The organism is Chitinivibrionales bacterium, from assembly GCA_014728215.1.
Classification (GTDB): domain Bacteria; phylum Fibrobacterota; class Chitinivibrionia; order Chitinivibrionales; family WJKA01; genus WJKA01.
Window position 1 is genome coordinate 36936 of sequence record WJLZ01000170.1, and the last position, 22115, is coordinate 59050.

Genomic DNA, 22115 nt, shown 5'->3' on the forward strand with positions numbered 1-22115 from the left:
AATGTCTTATAAAAAAATGCAGAGATGACTATGAAAAAAACTTCACCGGCAAGGCGTGTTACTACCGGAATTTTATTGGTTGTAACAGTGATTGTGGGTGCTGATATAACCGCTACGGTTGTACCGAACAAAGAAGCATACACGCCGGGTGATACCGCTGTTCTGGCTATGGTGGTAACAATTCCTTCAAAGTATCACCTCTACGGCAATCCCCTTGGTCCCGGAATTGGAAAACCGCTCAAAATCAGTGCGGAAAGTGAAGGAGGATTCAATGTCATTAGCCTGAAAAAATCACCAGCTTCGAAATATACCCCGGAAATCGGTGAGTGGGTCTGGGCCTACGAAGATGCTGCGTGGTTTTTTATCGAGGGGGTACTCGCCGGGAAATCCGAAGGAAACGTTGAGGGAGCCGTTATCATGGATGGGCTCATTTGCCACACGGCCTGTGTTCCCTTTGTTCATAAGTCACCATTTGCTCTCGCGATCAATTCTTGGGCGGATCCGGGAGAATCTGTATGGAATGAGACCCTTGAAGAGAAGTATGGCGCATCGATTCCCATGGAAATCGAGGATACACCGCAGGAGCAGGAGGGCGGTCAATTCTCCTCCGGTTTGTCTCTGGATGTAAGTGGGGTAAACAACGCGAATCGGGAGGCGGTGCTCGAGTGGGATTATGATCCGGTTGAGTCCGGAAAAAAATATAATATTTTTCTGGCGGTGCTCTTTGCCTTTCTTGCGGGGATCATCCTCAATTTCATGCCCTGTGTGCTGCCTGTTCTGGGGGTGAAAATCCTCTCGTTTTCCCATGGAATTTCCGAATCCCGGCTCAAAGCAGTCATCAGAAGCCTTGTGTTTGCCGCCGGTATGATGGTGATTTTCATGGCCCTTGCCGCACTTGCAGCTTTTGCCGGCTATTCGTGGGGTGAGCAGTTCCAGAATCCCAAGATACTGGTAGGCATTATCGGTCTAATTTTTGTCTTCGCGCTCGGTATGTTTGATGTCTATATGATTCTGGTGCCATCGAACATAAGCAATCTCGAGCAGAAAACAGGGGAGGGGCTCCATTCGGATTTTTTGAAAGGGATGTTTGCCACAATTCTTGCCACCCCCTGCAGCGGGCCGTTTCTGGGCGCTACCCTTGCCTGGACTCTTACTCAGCCGCCTCTTATTATCTTTGGGGTCTTTGCATCTGTAGGCGCCGGTATGGCCTTTCCCTATATTCTGTTATCTTCAAGCAAAACACTGGCCCGCCATGTCCCCAAACCCGGTAAATGGATGGAGGATTTCAAGCATGTGATGGGTTTTCTGCTGCTTGGATTTGCGGTCTACCTCATGATCGGCCTTCCCAAAGATATGATTATCAGTACGGTGGGGTTGTGTGTCTTTCTTGCCACGGCGCTCTGGTTTTTTGGAAGGATCGCTCCATTCGGTTCATCGGCGGCAAGAAAAATAATCGCCACAGTATTCGCAGCAAGCGTTATCGCGCTCGGTATTTATGTAAATTTTGGCGTGCTCTATCCCAGAGTGGCCGATTCGGCTCTGGAAAAATCGGAAGAACATGCTGATGTGTGGGAGACGTTCAGTCCGGGTCTCCTGCGGGCAGCCCATGCATCGGGTCGTCATGTGGTTGTCGATTTTACCGCAAGCTGGTGCATGAACTGTCAGTTCAACAAAATCGCCGTACTTCACAGCAAAAAGATCACCAATCTACTGCGCAAGAAGGATGTTCTTGCGCTCAAAGCCGATATCACAAGCCGTAATGAACCGGCAGAAACACTGCTTCATCACCTCGGCTCCCGGAGCGTGCCCTTTTTCGCCGTCTTTCCCGGTCATAATCCTTACGAACCGATTATCATGCGGGATCTGCTCGATAAAAAGAAAGTGACCGAGGCGCTGAAAAATCTGCCGGAGAAATAGTATTTTGGGTGCCGGCAGGCTACGAACTTCATTATGGAAAAAGCACTGTCTTCGATGTGCCGGAAAGCTATCGCAGCATTATCATCATTCCTGCCGCAACACTAATTTGCAGGGTGTAATAACAATGTGTGTGTTTCGTAACTTTTTAAAATGTAGTAGCTTACAGGAAGTTTTTAACGTGCGGTGAAAAGAATGTAAACGTTTTGATAACTCCATAGAAGGAAGGATTCTCTACCGTGGGAAAGAATGTCGTACAGAAAATTTTAGATGAACATATTGTTGAAGGGACTCCCCGGGAAGGCAATGAGGTTGGAATAAAAATCGATCAGACCCTCACGCAGGATGCCACCGGTACAATGGCCTACCTTCAGTTTGAGGCCATGGGATTCGACCGGGTTAAAACCGATGTTTCGGTGTCGTATGTCGATCATAATACAATTCAGGAAGGCTTTGAGAATGCCGATGATCATGCTTATCTCAGGAGTGTAGCATCAAAATACGGCATTCAATATTCAAAAGCCGGCAACGGTATCTGCCATCAGGTCCATCTCGAACGGTTCGGCTGTCCGGGGAAAACACTTCTGGGAAGCGATTCACATACGCCTACTGGCGGTGGGATCGGGATGATTGCCATCGGCGCGGGCGGTCTTGATGTTGCTGTAGCAATGGGGGGTAATCCTTTTTATCTTACCTATCCAAAGGTAATTAAAGTCGAGCTGAAAGGAAAACTCAGGCCCTGGGTATCTGCCAAAGATGTTATTCTCAAGGTGCTTGAGATTCTTTCGACTAAAGGCAATGTGGGATGTATGCTCGAGTATGGGGGAGAGGGTGTTGCGACATTGAGCGTTCCAGAGCGGGCTACCATCACGAACATGGGGGCCGAAACCGGTGTCACCACTTCAGTTTTCCCTTCTGATGAGCAAGCGCAACTCTTTCTAAATGCACAAGATAGGGGGGCGTGTTTCAAGGAAATTGTTGCTGATTCGGATGCTGAATACGACAAAGTAATCACAATCGACCTCTCAACTCTTGAGCCTCTGGCGGCATGTCCCCATTCACCTGGAAACATAAAACCGGTGTCTGAGCTGAAGGGAACGGCTGTAGAACAGGTTTTAGTGGGTTCCTGTACCAATGCTTCTTTCCGGGATATCATGCTGGTATCCGAAATGGTGAAAAACAGAAAAATCGCACCCTCGGTCTCTTTTGGTGTTGCCGCCGGATCTCATCAGGTATTAAGCATGGTCTCGGAGAACCGGGCACTCGCCGATATTATCAATTCGGGAGCCCGGATTCTTGAAAGCGTCTGTGGATTCTGTATCGGCAACTCTATGGCTCCCCACAGCGATGCTATTTCATTGCGAACATCGAACCGCAATTTTTATGGAAGAAGCGGGACTGTCAGTGCTCAGGTTTTTCTTGTATCGCCCGAAACCGCCGTTGCAAGTGCGCTGGCCGGAGAGATTGTCGATCCCCGGGAGTTTTTCGGTGATACCCCTTATCCGAATATCTCTTTTCCCACTCATTTTGCCATCGATGACTCCATGATTCTTCCTCCTTCCTCCACCCCGGAAATGGTCGAGGTTCTTCGGGGACCCAATATTGGTGCGCCGCCCGCCAATGAGAAACTTCCCCAAAAAATAGAGGGTATCGTTGCAATTTATGTGGGTGATAAGATTACCACCGATCATATCATGCCTGCCGGAAGCAGGTTGAAATATCGTTCCAATATCCCCCGCTATGCCGATTTTGTGTTCGAACGAAATGAGCCGGAATTTCCGCGGAGAACCCTCGCCAATAAGGAAAAAGGGCTCCATAATGTCATTGTTGCCGGAGAATCGTATGGCCAGGGCTCATCCAGGGAGCATGCTGCCATATGCCCCATGTACCTGGGGGTGAAATTGGTGATCGCAAAATCTATCGAACGAATCCATCGGGCCAATCTGGTTAATTTCGGTATTATCCCTGCCGTTTTCAAAAATCCCGCCGACTATGACGATCTTGGTGAAAATGACAGACTTGTGGTCGATGATGTTCGCGAGGGGCTTGAGGCCGGTGATGAGCTTGTTGTTGTAAACCAAACAAAATCAAAGAGTTTTTCTGTTGTCTCTCAGCTTTCTTCACGGGAGAAATCGTATGTCCTTGCCGGTGGTTTGATTAACGCGGTGAAAGCGGAGTAAGGCTGAGGGGGAGAAAAAGCACTGATATAAGCTCTTGTTCTTTCTCTGCCCCCCAAGTATGGGGGGCGGGCAGAGCCCAGGGGGTTGGGCTTTCAGGAAAAGCATTTTCATAGCTGTGTTTTATCATGGTCCCCGCCGGGGGAGGGAATAGACCCCCAGGCCCTACCGGAATCATGGGTGCAACTACTTTATTCCACCCTCAACCGCCGCTGCCGTGCCTTCCGCTTAAGGGAATAGGTGAAAACCAGGGAGTTTCGGTTTTTGTTATACTGCTTTTTCTTTGATTCGGGCAGTGATAAAACCGAAGCTTCTTTGAATCCTGCTTTTGAAAACCAGTCCGGCGCCTGGGTGGTTAAAACGAAAACCTCCTTACATTTGGCTGCCCTGGCTTTCTGAAGCAGGTATTTCATCAGTTTTGAGCCGATACCTTGATTGGCTTGGGCAGAATCGACCGCAAGAGCTGCAACTTCGGCCTGATCACTCGAATGAATGTGAAGAGCACCACATCCATGAATAGCGCCATCGATTTCAAAAACAACGTAGTCTTCCATGTTCGTTTCCAGCTCTTCAGCTGTGCGCGGCAACAGTGACCGTTCTTTGATTGAAGGCTGCATAATATGTAGAACTTCGCCAATATCAGCATGTTGCATGGGGCGAATATTCTCGAAATCATTGGCATAGATCATTGTGCCCCAGCCTCGACTGGAGAATATTTCCTTGAGAATCATGCCCTCACCCCGTCCATCAACAATATGCACCCGCTGCACTCCCTCGGTACAAGCTTTATGAGCCAGGGATATCAATTCCATTTTGAAATCGTGTTTCCGGGAAGAATTCAATTCAAGCATTTTCTCTGCTTCGGTGACATTCATCCGCGAAATAATACCGTCGGCGGTTACCTGCACATTTCGTGGAAGTTTGTAGGTGTTTGCCGTAATTCCTTCAAAATCAGCAAGAAAGAAGAGTTTTGCCGCTCGAAGTTCCTGGCTTATCGTGGCTGCAAGTTCGTTTGATGAAATATTATAGGGTTTACCTTTGGCGCTCCACCCAATGTTGGGAAAAATCGGAATCATGCCCTGGTCCAGGACGGTTTTGACAATATCCGAATTCACTTTTTCAATAATGCCCGAGTTCTGATAATTGATACCATTTATGACACCAATACCCCGCGCCTTGGCCCAGTTGCCAATTATGCCATGAGTATTATTTTCGGCAAGCAGGGTCATGATTTTATTAGAAACATCAAAGGCGGCCATTTTGATAAATGGAATGGCCCCGGGCGAGGTAATCCGGGTGCCGTTGACGATTCTGCAGCGGACATGAAATGCCTTGAGTATTTCATCGATTCGCTGCCGGGCACCGGGGACAATGACGATTTTAATGCCCATATGGTGGAGAAGGGCAATATCTTTGATAACCAAAGAAAAGAATGGATGCTCAATCAACGTGCTGTCGAGTTTGATTACAAAGGTGGCGCCTTTGAATTGGTTTATATACCCGAAAGCTTCACGGATTATATTAACCTGTTCTTTTAAGTTTATTTGATTCATAGACTTATAAATCCCGTTCGATTAGGGGTGTCCTCCAAATTGAGAGCAACAGCTTCCCTTGCCGCACGAATCAGCACTGGGGCATGAAGCTGCGCAGGGCATATCGGGTGAGTTTCCACTTACCGTGCCGAAAACAGACATTTGTTTTTCGGTATTTTTCGATGAACATGATGGACATGTAATTCCATCGCTTTGGGATAACGATACAAGTTCTTCAAAAGATTTGCCGCAGTCACGGCATTTGTATTCATAGATTGGCATTAGCTATACTCCTTTAAATCTTTATGAGATTATATATTATGTATCAAACACTAACAAGATCTAACCGTAATAAAATACAAAGAGGAGCGGTTATAAATCTAAAGAAGCGGGGGGTGTGTGATGAATAATTTGTTGAATGAAATCGTTGCAACTTTTTTTAGTATGGCGCCTTACCTCCTGTTGGGCCTTACGTTTGCGGGTATTCTCCATGTTCTATTTAAAAAAGAATTTATCGTTAAGCATCTGGGGAAAAACAATCTGTTAAGCGTGTTCAAAGCGTCTTTTCTGGGGGTTCCGCTACCACTCTGTTCCTGCGGGGTTATTCCCACGGCTCTTTCGTTGCGAAAAAGTAAGGCCTCCGACGGCGCTACGATGTCGTTTTTGATATCGACCCCTCAGACCGGAGTCGACAGCATCTTTGCCACCTATGGTATGATGGGGCCGGTGTTTGCAATATTTCGCCCTATCGCGGCATTGATAATGGGGGTGGCCGGAGGTGTCACCGCTAATTTGTTCTCCCATAGCGCTTCAGAATCATTCGGAAATGAAACCGGAACGGTATCATGTACCCTCTGCAAGAGGCCCGACCCTCACCGGCATTCGATATTTCAGAAAATCAAAGGCATGGCCCTGTATGCCTATGGTGATTTTTTAGATGATATTTCTCTTCAGCTGGTAGTCGGCATTATAATTTCCGGTATTATTGCATGGATTATCCCGCCGGATTTCTTTACCAGATATGTGGGGGCGGGTATTATCAGCATGCTGATCATGATTGTCGGTGGTGTGCCACTCTATGTATGTGCAACGGCATCGATTCCTATTGCAGTGGCGCTTATGGAGAAGGGGCTTTCACCTGGAGCAGCGTTTGTCTTTCTGGCTGTCGGCCCTGCCACCAACGCGGCATCCATTACCCTGATTGGAAATGCCATGGGCAAAAAGATGGTTGCTGTGTTTCTCGGTTCCATTGCGATTCTTTCCATTGCTGCCGGCTATTTGCTCAATTACATTTTCGCCCTTTTTCAGGAAAGCGGATATCATCCACTGAGTCATGTTCATGACATAGGCGTATCTCCTTGGAAAATCGGTTTTTCCGTCATTTTCCTGATACTTCTTGCAATGTCGCTCATGCGAAAACTTGTACCCTCGCTCTGGAGTGCATCACTTAAAAAACTCGGACTCAAAAAGGAGATAGCGTCCGAAAGCCCGGGAATGACCTTTGGTATCGAGGGCATGACCTGCAATCATTGCGCTGCTCATGTTGCCGAAGAATTGCGGAAAGTGCCGGGAATTACCGAGGTTGATGTGGATCTTCATGAGAAAAAGGCCCGATGTGTCGGTACATTCAATGAGACACTGGCCGAGAAGGCAATCGCTGATGCCGGCTATTCGGTAAGCGGTGAACGGAAAGAAGGGTAACTATTTTTTTCGCAGAAAGACCAGATCCGCAGGTTCTCCGCGATACATAATTCTACCACCGCGTATATCAACATTGATATCGACACCGTCTTTACCGACAAGCACCGATGGATAAGTTTCCGGGATCGAAACGCCCTTGATGCGAAGCATGTAATTCGCATTGGCTTCCTGAACATGGTTGGGATGGATATATTTGGTAAAAGGCGCCCCGATAATCTCTTCTTTGGCGTACCCCCCAAGTTCGGGTACTTTTTCGTTAACGCAGACAATAATCTTATTCTGAATGATCAGAATTGCATCGGATGCACGGTCGATAAGTGTCTGGATCGTCGTTTCGTTATTCCTGATAAATATCCATGCTTTTTTTACTTCACTGCTCGCCTGTTCATATTTACTGTTTTCGCTGGTTATCCTTTTTTCGTATTCCAAGGTAACACGATCTAAAAAAGTAGCCAGAAGATACACCGAAAGAAAGGCGCCCAGATAGCGCATCTTAAAGGCAAAAGTATAGGAGGTTGAACCCGGAGGAAAGTCGGTGAAAAAGAAGATAAGCAATCCAAGAAGATAGAGGCCGAAAACAAGAGCTCCTTTTCTGGAACCTAAAAGAAAAATTATAATGAAGGGGAGAGAGAAAGACCACAAATAGCCGGTCCGACCTATTCCGCCATAGATTGTAAGAAAAAGAATAAGAAGCATATAGACCGGAATTCCGAGCGCACATCCCATATTATAGTTTTTGCTTGCCCGGAGAGAAAACAAGGAAACTGATATCAGGGCAATGGCGGCAAAATCGATAACGGCAACGGTTATATTCCCGGATACCAACCCCTGAATTCCATAGGGAATCATAAACAATAAACCGATTATGAACATACCGTTGAGCATAACCAGTTTTCTTCGTTGTTCGAAAGTATGGGTACGATGAGTTCCGCTTGAGATGAAATCCATCAGGAATTCTGAAAAATGATTCCGCTTTTCAGGCTCAATGTTATCGGGATTTTCTTCGTGAAGTTCCAATTCAGAGGCGGATATCCTCTGAGTATCGGGGATAATATGCATCGAAAGACACTCCTTTTTCGCACAAAGTGGTGGGGCTGCTATGCTAACTGAAGCTGATATAGGGAAGAACGCCTGGCATTTAACTCCTTAAATAATAATATAAATAATTTGGGTATATTGATTAAAGAGTTTTAGCTTAATAATTTAATCAATTCGCCTGATTTTCAGAGGAGAGGTGGAATACAAAGGGGGGCAAAATATAATTTGGAAGGGATCTGGTAAGAATATGGCTGAGGCTAAGGTAAAAAGAACAATACAAGGCTTATCCATCCCGGGATCGAACGCACCGTTTTTGTGATTTGAAATGTGTGATTTAAAAAGATAGAAAGGTTTTACTATGCCACTTATTCAACCCAATCAGACCTGTATGATCGGCAGTACTCCTTATAAGAGCGGAGAAGATGCACTGGATGCTTTAGAGCGGAATCCACTTTCGATCCCTACGTGGCCCCAGCTTCCGAAACGGTCGTTCAGGGAAAATATGGTTCCCCAGTACTGTGAAGGATTTCCGGGGGTTTCCTACGATGATGCCGAAAAGAAGGTCTGGGTTGAGCGTACCGATGAGCTTCTGGAGACCATGGCCGGATTTTATGAGAAAATCGTCGAAAAGGACCTCGACTATTTTGCATTGGGTGATGAGCATGCGGCAGGATTTCATGCCTTTGTACGGCGGTTAAAAGGAAATAAGGTTCCTTATATAAAAGGACAAGTAATCGGAGCATTTACCTTCGGGCTGACTCTTAATGACAATGATGGAAAAGCGGTATGGTTCGATGAACAGTATCAGGATATCGTGTTGAAAGGCATAACGGCCAAAGCGCTCTGGCAGATAAAAGTCCTCTCGGAAATTGGTGAAAAAGTCGCGATTTTCTTTGATGAGCCTATTTTTTCGGCCCTTGGTACCCCTGCGTATATGGGGATTTCGGATGAGGACGTGATAAGTGGCGTGAATGAGATCACCGGTGAAATTCATGAGGCCGGGGGCCTGGTGGGAATCCATTGCTGCGGCAATATGGACTGGTCGCTTATCGCGCGCACCGATATCGATGTTATTGCCTTTGATGCCTATGAATTCGGAGAAAAAGTCGCACTCTATCCCGATGCGATCGGTGAGTTTTTAGACCGGGGCAAAATCCTCGGGTGGGGTATCGTGCCCACCGGAAGCTCCGAGGATATCGAAAAGGAAAATGTCGATAGCCTGAATAAAAGAATCGATCAACTCACCACTGTTTTTACCGACAAAGGTATCGGCAAAGAGAAAATTGAATCCCAGCGAATCTTTACTCCTGCCTGCGGATTGGGTAATCTCAAGGAAGATGAGGCGGAGAAGGTGCTTTCTATGCTCAGGAAGGTGGGGGAGCGGTGAGAAGAGGATAAGAATCCGGGGAAGATTACGGGGAAGAATTCGTTATGCGAAATAGGTTTGGCACCCAAAGACAGAAGAAATGGGCGGCGGAAGGGGAGATAAAAGTATCAAAATGCATTAAAGGAAAATTGAAATGAAAATCCCACTAATCTATCTGGACACATCTATTATCGGCGGTTGTTTTGATGGCGAATTTCAAAAGTGGTCAAACGGACTTTTTATGGACATTAAAAATGGATTCTTTAAAGTTGCGACTTCGGATATAGTTATTGCAGAACTTCAAAATGCACCGGAAACGGTTAAACAGAAATACAGAGAATTATTTGACTATGATGTGGTTAAATTTGAGATTGATTCAAATGTTGAAATGCTGACGGATGCCTATCTCGGGCATAAAATATTAACACAGAAATACAAGAATGACATGATTCATATTGCATTGGCTACAGTCCACAATGCAGATATTCTTGTCAGCTGGAACTTTAAACATATCGTGCATTTTGATAAGATTGCAAAATTCAATGCAGTGAATATTGAATATGGATTTAGACAATTAACAATACATTCACCACGGGAGGTTACCACCTATGAATGAATTTAAAACCATGAAATTCATTAGAGAAACACGTGATAGAATCCATGAAGAAACTAAGAACAAAACAAATGAGGAGATAAGAAATTATTATAAAGAAAAAGCAAGCTGGTTGAATTCATCATTGACTAAGAAAAAGTCAAAAAGCATAAAGACGAAGAACCGCCCATAGAAGAATGGGTGCCAAACCTATTTCCCCTAACAGGGCAATTATGCCATTTCGCAAAGCTTTTTATGGAATGATGAATATAGCTGCAAAACAGCATTATTCACAAAAAATCCAAACAAACACCCCGCCGAAAATATATCAATTTAGCTTGGGCCGAATATGTGAGTCGAATTCTTATGCTTATTGATCCGATCTGAGAGAAATTCCCTGGTAAATTATAATTTCAGTTTTTTAGATATTATATTATCAGCAATAGCGCGCTTTTTTGATTATAGGATTGGGTTATGAGAAAAATTGCATATATGCTTCGCTGTAGTACATTAAACTATTGTGCATTAATAGCTTGTTTTTCTCTTGCATTTCTTTTTTTTCTTTGCACTTCTCCTTCGGACCCCTTGGAAGATCCTCGTAATAGTAACGTTATGCTATTTTTTCCTGGAAAAGATTCTCTGGTATGGGATAGCAGCGATACAATCAGAATCGGCATAATTCTTTCACTCCCAGAACACCTCGATTCTGTCATTGTGAGATTCGATAGGCGAGATGATGATACCTCCATTTCTGTTCCCAGGCGGGGCCGCACAACCGATACGCTGTATGTGGATCATACATACGCCACCGCAGGGCAGAAACATGTTGAAGTCGTAGCTGTTTTCAATAAAGCAGATTATTTAAATTTAACTGTAGACGAAATGATTATGGTCTATGAGCCGTTTCACATTGATACAGGCTGGACAGTTAGAGCGTATATGCCTTTAGTCTATGATAGTTTTCCGCATGATTTTACTCTAAATGCCGGAAGCTCTGATACGCTGCTTATTGTTCCAGCTCAAGGGAATAAGAGAACGGTAAACGCTTAAAATAGATCGGTTTAAGCTATAGAGGTGCCTTGAATCATCCGGGTTTTGTTATTATGGACGATACGCTCTTCTCCTAAAGCATCCTTCCCGGTGACAGCGGCAGCGAGTGGGCAATATTATTTATTATATATCAGAAATTGTCGCTCCTGTGGGTAATAAATTATTTATTGGTTCCACGCCGTCATTTTTGTTATATTAATAGTGTATTCAAAAGGCGGAAATGAGTAGGTAAACTCAATCTCAGCTAGTTCGTGCATAAAGGGTTAATCGGTTAGATAGTTGCTTCAATTTAACTTTTTTAAGGAGAGCGGTATGCGTGTAACTCACTGGATTGTGCTGATGGTTCTTATTTTGAGTGTAATGTATTCGGCAAAAGGCGCTTCGATCGAGGGCTGGGTAGTATGGGGAAACGGTGGAGATTTATATGTCTCCGACGGAAATTCGCGGACGAAAATTACAACTATCTCAAATGCGCGTAATGCCTGCTGGTCGGCCGATGCCAATTATATATATGTTCTTACAGATGATCCTTCTGTGCCTAACAATGACATCGGCGGTGAGAATATAAATGGCAAAGGATATATGTGGCGGGTTAATAACGACGGCACAGATCCGGTGAATATTCCGGGAGTATACTATTGGCATGGGAGGGCAAGCATTGCCACTTATCGGCCTGATGATGACTATGCGTTTTATGTCGAGGGGCATAATTTTTACAAAGTAGATATTGCCGGGAATAAAGAGACGGTATATAACGATCCGCAAAAAAATTATATCGGTGAATTTGCTATAAGTACCGATGGTATGAGGATCGCCGCTCGAAGCTCGGAAGGCTACGATGTTGATCATTTGTATATGATAGAAGTCAACGGAAGCCGCAATGGATACGATTCTCACTGCCAGTCGAGCATTACGCCGGATGGCCAATATCTGAGTGCGAACGCCGGGAATCATGAAAAATTTAATATATACAGGTGGAGCAATCCGGGATCTGTTTATAAATCCGTAAGCGAAAATGATGACAAAATCAACAGCGGGCGTTTCGCTGCCAACAGCAATGAACACATTGTCTATACATCCGATATAAACAGCTATATCGCGGTAATGAATATCAGTACCGAAGAGACAGAAATATTCGTCCGGAACCAAGGTTGGGGCGGCCTTCACGGCCCTGCGCACCCGGATTTCTGGCTCGGAGACCTTCCGGACGGATTGGTAGGGGCAAAGTCCTTACCCGATGCCGCGAGAGGTATTACTGCCCCTGTGTGGCAAGAATACCGGCTCTACAGCCTGAGCGGCGCATTTGTCGGTACGATCGATTCCGATCGGCAATTACTCTCCTCGGTCCGTTCACTCGGACAGAGCGTGTATATCATGCACGATGGAAACGGTACGAAAACAATGATTAATGCCCCCATGCTCAAAAGAAAGGCCAAAATATGAAATGTCAATTTAATAAAAAGTACCGGACAATTTTACAGTACGGATTTCCGATTATTGTCTGCATTGCAGCTGTGTCATTATGGCGCGGATTTCACAATAGCGAAAAGTTTAATAAGCATGTTCTTACGATTGTCCCCTGGAAAGGCATCGGGGGGTGCGGTGTCGGTGGTGGAAGTGCCACCGGCGGGGCGAGTGTACGGTGGATCGGCCGGGGGGTGCCCGGAGCCATGCTTGATATGGAAGTCCGGTTGGCAAAATCGGTGATCAATGATGCAGGAGGTGGAATGGCCTCACGCCGGAATACGACAATCCCCATTACATTCGGGTTCCATCCCCATATACTCGATTTCACCCTGAGCATGCCGCTCCAGTGGAAAGAAGCGATCACCAGCGAAAGCTCGGAAAAAAAGATTGCCGGTGTGGGTGACATCTCCCTTTCTCTTGCAAAAAAACTTGGCATGGAAGGCCAGATGCAGGCGCAGTTGGGATTTTCCCTCCCCACCGGGCGGGCCGATATTTACGATCTCGGACATGAGCTTGTCGTTTCAGATATGCAGCTTGGTTCAGGCGTATTCGGCGCTAATCTAGGGCTCGATTATACCATCACCAAAGAATGGGGAATGGTAATGCTGGGCGGCTCCTATTCCACAGGACTGCTCTATTTCAAAACCACGGCTACGCAATGGGATTACGAACTCGGCCGGGCCGAACCGACAACAAAAGAACTTGCCTGGGGCCGCGACAAGGCGTTCAGCTATATCAACGATAAAGAAGTACGCCGGAGCGATATGATCGATGTCCATGCGTATATTGGTATAAAGCGGCAGCATTTGATGACCTCTTTCGGCGTAACACCTTCCTTTCCCCTTGCACCCGGTGACGGCTCCTATGTTCGAAGTGAGGGTATCAGCGTCTATACCTTTTCTCCTTTGTTGAGCGATACAGTCCGGACCGAGAAACAAGCCATGGATTCGTTGCGCAATTTCATCGACAGCGATACCACCGATGATTGGCGTCCGGCCAACGACACGCTCTCCTATGCGGTGCACAAAGCCGATACCGAATGGGTTGCCGAGAAAAAAATCAATAAGGAAGACAAGGACCTTGTAACCTGTACTTTCAGCTACGGTATGGAAATCGCCAACATCGGCCTTCCGTTCCCACTCTATTTCTACCTCTCACTGCCCTTGGTATTCGATACCGAAGATAAAATCGGAATTAACGGGTACAGTGTCGGGATTGGACTGAAATATATGCTTTTTTAGGTGATCGGGTATGTATGATTTTGGTAGGGCCTATGCGGCCCTAAGACCCAGCTTGGAAAATGCTTTTCCTGAAAGTCCAACCCCCCCGGGCTCCGCCCGTCCCCCATACTTGGGGGACAGAGAATGAAGAAGAGCTTATATCAGTACTTTTTTCAGCCCCAACCTTACTCTTTTTCATTTCTGCTTCCCAGGCATTCATCAGCTTTTTTGCACCACGATGCGCAGGTGGTGGAGAATCGGGGATTAACAACCGTTGTATTGCAGTGAGGACAGATGCGCCGGGTATCATCTTTCCAGAACTCGATTGTCTTTTCGCATCTTGGGCAAGGGTGTTCGGTAATATCTGTAGGGGTCCAGTTTCCGGGATCCATACCGGGGCATCGTGGCGGCATCGTTTCCTCTTTAGTGCTGATACTCTTTATACAACTCTTGTAACTAATCAGGTGGGGCGGATTCGTCATTCCCGCGAAAGTCGGAATGAGGCCTGAAATCATCCTTAAGGACCTGAGTAGTTATCAATTATTTTAATATAAATCGCTGTCATTATTAATGAATCGTTTTTTCACGACTTAAAAATGAAACAAAGTGCAGTACTCTCTCTTATATTATTTACTATGATATCTTTTCCCGGCTGTATTGTTCAAAAATCCGTCTATCCCGCGCCTTCGCTGGAAGTGCCGTCGCCTGCGCCCTCTCCGTTGAGAGAAATCAGGCTCACTACCGATTCACGGCTCACCGTTACAGGATGGGAATTCCGCAACGAAAATCTTCCGGGAAACATGCCGGTAGTTCTCTATCTTCACGGCAATGCCGAAAACCTCGCAACCCTCCGTCAGTCGGGACAATTCGCCCTTCTTCAGATGCTGAACGTTCATTTTGTGGCCCTCGATTACCCCGGCTACGGGCGAAGCGAAGGGAAACCTTCGGAAAAAAGCGTCGGCGAAGCTTGCGATGTATTTTTGAAATGGGTTCAATCGCAGTATCCGGATAACCCACGGATAGTCTGCGGATGGTCGTTGGGCGCCGCTGCGGCAATTACGTGTGCTGCTGCAAATCCCGACGCCGTTGACGGTCTCATTGCCGTGAGCGGTTGGACTTCGTTGCACGATGTCGCCTCACAGTTTTACCCCTCCTGGCTGGTAAAGATAGTGGTGAGAGACGTGTATCCATCGATATCAACAATTCAGAAGATTTCCTGCCCCGTGCTGATTATCCACGGCAAAAACGACCGGCTTATCCCTTTCAATCAGGGAAAACGTCTTGCGGAAGCTTCTCCGGGATGCCGATTCGTTCCGGTCCCCGGAAGAGCCCATAACGATCTGCTTTCGGATCCGGCGGTGTGGGAATCGATTGGTGAATTTATGCGGCAGAACCTGAGAGAGCAGGAATGACCATGGAGCATGCGGATACAGAGCGCGTCCGGACCGATCGCATCGTTACTCGCTCAGCATTCCAGTTATCTCATCGGCGAGCTGATCCCCGGTAAAGCCCTCATGCTCGAGCAGGCCGGGCAACAAAAGCGGCTTGAACCAGGTCTTTTTCAGGGCGATCTGTTGTAATGGGGTTCGCACATTCTCTTTTACCAGAAGCTCCGCAACAGCGGTGAACAAGCCGCCGGTCGGGATGTGATCTTCGATAGTAATCAACATGCAGGTGGTTCGGGCTGCATGAAGAACCGCATTTTCATCAAGTGGACGCACAAACCGCATGTTGATCAGGTTGACCGATATCCCCGCTTCGATAAGCTTGAGCGCAGCTTCGTAAACAGAACCGGTAAGCATGCCGTAAGTGAGGATGGTGATATCGGTCCCTTCGGTGAGCCGCTCACTTTTGCCGATCTCTACCTTATGGGTATGAGAAATTGATGTCGGCAAAGCATTGAACCGGATATAGAAGGGGCTTTTGCTTTCCAGCACCACGGGGAGGGCCTCACAGAGTTCCTGTTCATCGGCAGGGCAGAAAATGTTCATCGATGGGATCGTTCGCATGAGCGCGATGTCTTCGACCGCCTGATGAGTCGGGCCGTTTGCTTCGGACAGAAAACCGGGGATCGTTCCCATGATTTTCACCGGCAGGGATGGGTACCCGATATCGGTACGCACAAATTCATAGGCCCGCATGGTGATAAAGGCCGCAAGGCAATGGACAATGGGGATTCTTCCCCGCAACGCCAGACCCGCAGCAGTGCCGGCCAGCGATTGCTCTGCAATGCCGGCGTCGACAAACCGGTCCGGAAGCTCCTCTGCAAAAGAACGGATTGGGCCTCTGTTCTCTGCAGTGAGAATAATAAGGCGGCTGTTCTGTCGTGCTAAGTGAAGTAAGGTGTGTTCATAGTTCATTGCCGTGAAATAGCCTCGATGATTTCAGAGTGAAAAAGTTAAAATAATGATGGAGTACCAGGCTAGCCGGTGTATTGTCCTTACCCCATTACTCCATTACTCCAGTTTTTCTCCATCTCCCTCATAAGTTCCGATGCTTCCTCCACTGTCGGCTGCATGAACCACTTGTCGGTTCTGGATTCCATAGAAGGGATTCCCTTGCCCCGCACCGTCTCGGCGATAATGGCCGAGGGTTTCGATTTTCCGAAGGGCACTGAAGTGAGTGTGTTATTGATAATCTCAAAATCGTGGCCGTCAATGCGGGTAACCCCACAGCCGAATGCAGCAAACTTGTCCTCGAGTTTTTCCAATGGAATAAGATCCTCGGTCGGAACATTTGCCTGCAATTGATTCCGGTCCGTAATGATAATCATGTTATCCAGTTTATAGGCCTGCGCAGTGAGCAATGCTTCCCAGTTGGAACCCTCATTGAGTTCACCATCACCGGTTACAACGACAACCCTGTTGTTTGTCTTCTGCCGTTTGCAGTCAATCGCAACTCCCACTGCAAGGGGAAGCATATGCCCCAGTGAACCGGAATGGAATTCGATTCCAGGGATGTTCGGATTCGGGTGAAGATATATATGATCGTTCGGTGAAAGGTGATTGTTCAGATGGTCTTTGGAAATCAGCCCCGATTCGGCGAGAACCCCATAGAGCGCCGGCGCCGCATGGCCTTTGGATAAAAAGAAATAATCCCGGCCGGGATTCTGCAGGTTCGATTTTGAAATATTTAAAAAATACTGGTATAAACAGATAAGAATATCAGTGCATGAAAAGGAGGCGCCAACAAAGCATCCTCCCCGCGTGCTCATCGTGAGTATGTGCCTGCGCACGTCAAACGCCATTTTCCGAAGATTGTGTATCTGATCCTGATGCATGTTTAATCCTCCGGTATGTTGAGCCGATTCGGTTTTAATGAAAATAATACACGTAGAAAAAGGTATGGTTATATCAGACAACTTTTTGAAGAACCGGATGCGGGGCAGGGGAGATGCATGTTTCGGAAAGCACCTTTGCCGCGGTGCCGGAAATCAATAGTGCGTTCACTGGTCTCAATGACGCCGGGGGGCGACGGATTGTGTTACATTGTGGGCCGCCTTCGGAATAGTAAAGTAAAATGTCGCCCCCTCTCCCGGGGTGGATTCGGCCCATATTTTTCCTCCATGGCGCATGATGACGCGTTCTGCTATTGCCAGTCCGATTCCTGTGCCGTGAAATTCCTTTTCTGCATGAACCCGCGTAAAGGAAGTGAATATGCTCTTTGCATACTGCATATCGAATCCAACACCGTTGTCCCGGACATAATAGATCAGCTTCTCGTCTGCTTTCTTTGCACCAACTTCAATATAAGGATTGGAAGTTTTTGCCGTGTATTTCCAGGCGTTGCCAAGAAGGTTGTGTAAGGCGCTGTAGAGCAATCCTTTATCCGCAGTTACAGTCATATGCTTTTCAATTTTTACCGTCATATTGTCGCGAGGACTGCTTTTCCGAAGCTCTGTAATGATATCGGATGCCATTTTACTGAGATCGACAGATTCATAAACGATTTCGTTTCGTGAAATTTGCGAGAGCCGAAGCAGGTCAGAAATAATAGCATCCATTCGCTTACCGCTTTTCTCGATCTCCTGTACGAACTTCATGCCCTCACTATCCAGGTTTTCGGCATGGAGGGTAGAAAGCGCTTCAGTCATAAAGAAAATATTGTTAACTGGATTCCGAAGATCGTGAGAGACGGAATAGGTGAATGCTTCAAGCTCCCTGTTGGCAGTTTCGAGTTTTGCCGAGTACTGTTCTGAAAGGGTTTTAGTCTCCCTGAGATTATTATTTGAACGGATCAACATATTGATAATTATTGTAAAGGCAGTGAATGCGACAAACCCTTCAAATCTATTAACAACAGAGATAAGGGGCAGAGTTTCTTGCCGAGGGGAGAGAACAAGACCACTTACCAGAAGTACTGCGATGAGGCCAAGCAACATATAAGTATAAACAGAACGCTGGACCAGGTAGATAATAATGAGCGGGATAATATACAAAATCCACTCAATGTATTCCAGCGGCAGCGAAAGATCAATAAAAAAGACACTTACTGTGCAGACAAGTGCAGCTGTGATATATAAGATCTGCTTTTTCATTGGAACCTCCAGTCGCTGAATTGACGGTCAGTAGCAATTATACATTCAGTGGTGCAACCCCAGAGCGTACAAAAAACAATCCAAGCAGCTTGGCCGAACCAAGCAGGATAAAGAACTGCACCAAGAAGAGAAGTATATGGCCTTCATCAAGAAGATGAACAGCAGATTCCGGCGACATAGATCTCTCGCTTTCACAACTGAGCACCTAAAACCAGTCTTGTCCAAAATAGAACGCTAATTACGCTGATCAAGCTGATATTCGCTGATCAGAAAGTTAAAAATATCAGTATTATTATATTTTTCAATTTTTTTGGACAGCACTGACCTAAAATATATAGTGCTAAATAAGCAAATCGCATGCCGCCCTTTAAGAACTAAAGCATAGCCATGGAGCTTCATCTTTGCCCAGCCGTTGATGCAATCCGGCAAATACCCTATGCTATGTACGTATCATGGGTATCAGCTTGTAACACTCCTTATCAATTATTGCATCGGAGGGCAAACAATCACTCGGTACTCCTGAGCTGGCTCCTCTTCGGCACAAAGTGCTTTCTGGAGAAAAACAGTTCCCTGTCCACCATTATGAGCGCAACGGCAATCATTGTCAGGACCCCGGTCTGAATACACTTTGTTGCCGGCGAGATTGCCGACACCTCCTGAGACATATTGATTATGAAATGAAAAAGCACCGCGGCAAGAATGCTCTTGCCGTTTTTGATGCATACCCAGCTGATAATCACCCCTAAAGGGATAATGGAGACAAAAAAGTTGAGGGCATACAATGGATTTTGGTGGAAAATCTCGTATTGATAGGAACCTTTGACAAAAAGTAGGGGAAAATGCCAGAATGACCATACCATCCCGAAAATTACCGATGCGGTAAAAAACGTGTGTTTACTTTCAAGGCTGTCGAAAGCATAGCCACGCCACCCGAGTTCCTCAAAGGTGGAAGCAAGAAAAAGCAGAAGCACAACAGGAACGAATCCCGCAGAAAAAGAGAACCCTTCGGCAAAGTGAAACTGCGAAATTGTTCCCCCGAAGGGGAGCGAAAGGACGATAGAGAGCAGCACCGACAGGGGCATGATAAGAAAAATGAAGGGAAAAGTTTCAGGAGCGATAAGATGAATATTGACAAGCCGGTTGAAAAACAGCCTCTTGAGAACCGGCTTGCCCGAAGCGAAGATAAAGACCAGAGAGAGGACAAAGGGCACAATGAGCCCCGCAAGCATGAGGATCATATGCGGGCCGTCACCCCATTCCCGGTGACTCATATATGCCCCCGTGAACCAGAGGGCATAGGTAATGAGATAGGTGAGGATGTAATAGGGCACTGGTTTGTAGGTACGACGGTCGATCATTGTGTCTCCCAACTGGTGTTTGTTTACGTTTAGGTTATGGGCTTTTGCCTCCTGTTCAGGGGGCGGGGTTATCCTCTCCCGAAGCGCCAGGCAATGCCGACCCCTGCCGAAAGATAGCGCAAATCGGCGTCGACAACAGTATTGTCGATATCAATTTCCCGGGACAGGGACCGGTATCGAAGGCCCGGGGTCAACCGGAGGTGGTCGGTAATATCGAATGCAAGCCCGGCCCCGGCCTGCCAGCCCAGACCATGGGGTGAACTGTCGACTATCTCGCCCTCACTGTCTTCCGTTTCGATATGATTGTACAAAATCCCGGCCCGTACATAATACTTCAGCATGGAACGGCCGAAAGGATACATGGCCTGCACCCCCAGAACATACCCGGTCTCTTCAAACCGGACGTCGGGACCGGCAAAGGACTGATCGGCCGTCACCCGGTTCCATCCCCATCCGGCATAGGCACAAAAAGAACCGATAAATCGATATGCCACCGTGCCTTCAAAACCAAATCCCGGCGTGAGATCGGCGTCACCAAGCTCCTTGACCGGAAATGATCCTCCCGGGCGCAATTCCAGACTCCATCGGTTCTGGGCCCCGGCCGAAAAGGTGAAGATTACAATCGCCATGCAGATGAATGTGATAAACCGTCGAATCACTGATACCTCCTGGTTAGTGGTGTGTAAATAAAACAAAACGATAGATTCTCTCTCTCTGTCTTTGCAATCACCGTGCCCGACATGGCACGTTGTTGTAACATCAATATTTATAACGAGTTATAGATATCTCCGGTGATCCTCTGGAAATCAGACCCCTGTGAATTATTTCGCGGGAATGATCGGGGGAAATTGTAGTAAGTCGATGATATAGTATGCTTTAGGCATTGCGATTCAGTTTGTCCCGGTGTGAAAATGCTCACAGGGGGAAGACAGCTTTACCGCCGTGCTACCACATTTCAGGATAGACTTCTTTTTCCCGCACTATATATATTTATTTTATTAACGTAGGGTAATACAAAAGTACCATGAGTTCCATTACTCCAATGCTCAACCACACTTCTATATCGCTCAGTGCGCCGCTCCACTATCTCATTTTTTCCCCCGGAGGAATCCCATGTGTCGTGTACTAATACCGCTCCTTTTATCTGGACTGCTCTTTTCCTGCGCGAAACAGACTACCAGGGTCAGTTATCCTGAGAAATTTGAAGGACTCACCCAGCTTGTACTGGCATCGGAGACCAAGACCATGGTGTTCACCGACACCACGGTGCAGAAAGTGTTAGGCATCAAGATTTCCAGCGCCCAGGTGAAAGTGACCTCGAGTGTGACCTTCGATTTCTATCTGGATTTCGACAAGGACGACTATACCATGAAATACAGCGCTTCGGGCGATACGCTGAAATTTACTGCTCCGCCGCTCAGGGTGAAAAAACCGGTGATCAACAGCACCACTGTTTCCTACCCGGAAAAGAGTTTCCTGATCAACGAGCAGGATAAAGCGGTTCGGAAACTCGAAAAACTTACCGATGAGTTTATGGATGAAGGCGAGGAGCTTCTGAAAAAGGGATATGTGAAAGAAAAATGCCGGGAGATGCTCCGTAAATACCTGCTCGATCTGGGCAAGAAGTCGGGATATCCGGTCAAGACGGTGATAATCACCTTTCAGGAGATTGCTGCCTAAGAAGAATTATAGCACAGGCTGCAGTGCCGGGAATGGCGTGTTCGCAAACGAGCCGCTGGAACTGCTAAAGCGCTTTAATTCCCCGTTTGGTGCGTGGTCATTTCCTTCTTCTCTTTCTCAGGCTATCTTCTATAATCGGAAATCTTTTTCCGGTGTTTTTAAGAAATTATTTTCCGGTGCAGACAATTTATCTTCCATGTTTTTTGCATATTCATTATCTGATAAATAATCTATTGTTCTCATCATTTTTTTACCATATTGAAAGTTTTCTGTAAATTTATTGAAAAAGTATATCCTTCGTTTCTTTCATCACTTTCACCTAAGCCGGCAAAGCCGGAAAGCGTTCAATGACGAGATCAAGATTCTTGAGAATGATTCTCTGGTGGGGGAACCGCATAGCGTTTCCCCCTGGTCTGAGTTCCCGATTACAATCGGGATCTCAGACGCACCCCCTCCAGCAAGGGCGGCCGCGCTATGTTGGGC

General features: G+C 46.6%; 19 protein-coding genes. 10 read left to right on the plus strand and 9 right to left on the minus strand.

The features are described 5' to 3' along the window. Positions 1–24: 24 nt before the first annotated feature. Both GF401_15305 and GF401_15310 read left to right on the plus strand, forming a co-directional pair. A complete protein-coding gene (locus GF401_15305) occupies positions 25–1917 on the plus strand; it encodes a hypothetical protein (protein ID MBD3346419.1) in 1893 nt (630 codons plus the stop codon). 236 nt (positions 1918–2153) lie between these two features. After that, positions 2154–4094 carry an aconitate hydratase gene (locus GF401_15310; protein ID MBD3346420.1) on the plus strand — a complete coding sequence of 647 codons (1941 nt, stop codon included), beginning with the start codon at positions 2154–2156 and terminating at the stop codon, positions 4092–4094. Between the two features lie 188 nt (positions 4095–4282). On the opposite strand, the gene GF401_15315 is transcribed toward GF401_15310, so the two are convergent. After that, positions 4283–5644 (minus strand): amino-acid N-acetyltransferase, encoded by a 1362-nt coding sequence (locus tag GF401_15315; GenBank protein MBD3346421.1) that lies wholly within the window; start codon positions 5642–5644, stop codon positions 4283–4285. Positions 5645–5665: 21 nt separating this feature from the next. Then, positions 5666–5905 (minus strand): zinc ribbon domain-containing protein, encoded by a 240-nt coding sequence (locus GF401_15320; protein MBD3346422.1) that lies wholly within the window; start codon positions 5903–5905, stop codon positions 5666–5668. A gap of 120 nt (positions 5906–6025) precedes the next feature. Between GF401_15320 and GF401_15325 the strand changes: the two genes are divergently transcribed. Further along, entirely contained in the window at positions 6026–7324 is a 1299-nt protein-coding gene (locus GF401_15325; GenBank protein MBD3346423.1) for an SO_0444 family Cu/Zn efflux transporter, read from the plus strand. On the opposite strand, the gene GF401_15330 is transcribed toward GF401_15325, so the two are convergent. Further along, a complete protein-coding gene (locus GF401_15330; protein MBD3346424.1) occupies positions 7325–8383 on the minus strand; it encodes a PAS domain S-box protein in 1059 nt (352 codons plus the stop codon). It abuts the gene before it with no gap. Positions 8384–8720: 337 nt separating this feature from the next. Here GF401_15330 and GF401_15335 point away from each other — a divergent pair, with 337 nt between their 5' ends. The 5 genes from GF401_15335 (at position 8721) to GF401_15355 (ending at position 14078) form a co-directional block, all read left to right on the plus strand. Beyond that, positions 8721–9749 carry a hypothetical protein gene (locus GF401_15335; protein ID MBD3346425.1) on the plus strand — a complete coding sequence of 343 codons (1029 nt, stop codon included), beginning with the start codon at positions 8721–8723 and terminating at the stop codon, positions 9747–9749. A 133-nt stretch (positions 9750–9882) separates the two neighbouring features. Further along, positions 9883–10344, plus strand: a complete 462-nt coding sequence (locus GF401_15340; GenBank protein MBD3346426.1) for a PIN domain-containing protein — start codon at positions 9883–9885, stop codon at positions 10342–10344. Positions 10345–10794: 450 nt separating this feature from the next. After that, positions 10795–11370 (plus strand): hypothetical protein, encoded by a 576-nt coding sequence (locus GF401_15345; protein MBD3346427.1) that lies wholly within the window; start codon positions 10795–10797, stop codon positions 11368–11370. A 312-nt stretch (positions 11371–11682) separates the two neighbouring features. Further along, positions 11683–12813: a hypothetical protein gene (locus GF401_15350; GenBank protein ID MBD3346428.1), complete on the plus strand. Its 1131-nt coding sequence runs from the start codon at positions 11683–11685 to the stop codon at positions 12811–12813. Further along, a complete protein-coding gene (locus tag GF401_15355) occupies positions 12810–14078 on the plus strand; it encodes a hypothetical protein (protein MBD3346429.1) in 1269 nt (422 codons plus the stop codon). Before GF401_15350 ends, GF401_15355 begins: the two co-directional genes overlap by 4 nt. 164 nt (positions 14079–14242) lie before the next feature. Here GF401_15355 and GF401_15360 read toward each other — a convergent pair whose 3' ends face one another. Then, positions 14243–14470 carry a hypothetical protein gene (locus tag GF401_15360; protein ID MBD3346430.1) on the minus strand — a complete coding sequence of 76 codons (228 nt, stop codon included), beginning with the start codon at positions 14468–14470 and terminating at the stop codon, positions 14243–14245. A 183-nt stretch (positions 14471–14653) separates the two neighbouring features. Between GF401_15360 and GF401_15365 the strand changes: the two genes are divergently transcribed. Beyond that, a complete protein-coding gene (locus GF401_15365) occupies positions 14654–15469 on the plus strand; it encodes an alpha/beta fold hydrolase (GenBank protein ID MBD3346431.1) in 816 nt (271 codons plus the stop codon). A 45-nt stretch (positions 15470–15514) separates the two neighbouring features. Here GF401_15365 and GF401_15370 read toward each other — a convergent pair whose 3' ends face one another. The 5 genes from GF401_15370 to GF401_15390 form a co-directional block, all read right to left on the minus strand. Next, positions 15515–16417 (minus strand): transketolase, encoded by a 903-nt coding sequence (locus GF401_15370; GenBank protein ID MBD3346432.1) that lies wholly within the window; start codon positions 16415–16417, stop codon positions 15515–15517. Between the two features lie 80 nt (positions 16418–16497). Then, a complete protein-coding gene (locus tag GF401_15375) occupies positions 16498–17337 on the minus strand; it encodes a transketolase (GenBank protein MBD3346433.1) in 840 nt (279 codons plus the stop codon). Between the two features lie 174 nt (positions 17338–17511). Further along, positions 17512–18594, minus strand: coding sequence for a hypothetical protein (locus GF401_15380; protein MBD3346434.1), 1083 nt, complete (start codon positions 18592–18594; stop codon positions 17512–17514). A gap of 506 nt (positions 18595–19100) precedes the next feature. After that, complete coding sequence (locus GF401_15385; GenBank protein MBD3346435.1) at positions 19101–19952, minus strand: CPBP family intramembrane metalloprotease; 852 nt, start codon at positions 19950–19952, stop codon at positions 19101–19103. Positions 19953–20020: 68 nt separating this feature from the next. Next, positions 20021–20722 carry an outer membrane beta-barrel protein gene (locus tag GF401_15390; protein ID MBD3346436.1) on the minus strand — a complete coding sequence of 234 codons (702 nt, stop codon included), beginning with the start codon at positions 20720–20722 and terminating at the stop codon, positions 20021–20023. A gap of 343 nt (positions 20723–21065) precedes the next feature. Between GF401_15390 and GF401_15395 the strand changes: the two genes are divergently transcribed. Then, positions 21066–21632 (plus strand): hypothetical protein, encoded by a 567-nt coding sequence (locus tag GF401_15395; GenBank protein MBD3346437.1) that lies wholly within the window; start codon positions 21066–21068, stop codon positions 21630–21632. The last annotated feature ends 483 nt before the right edge of the window (positions 21633–22115 follow it).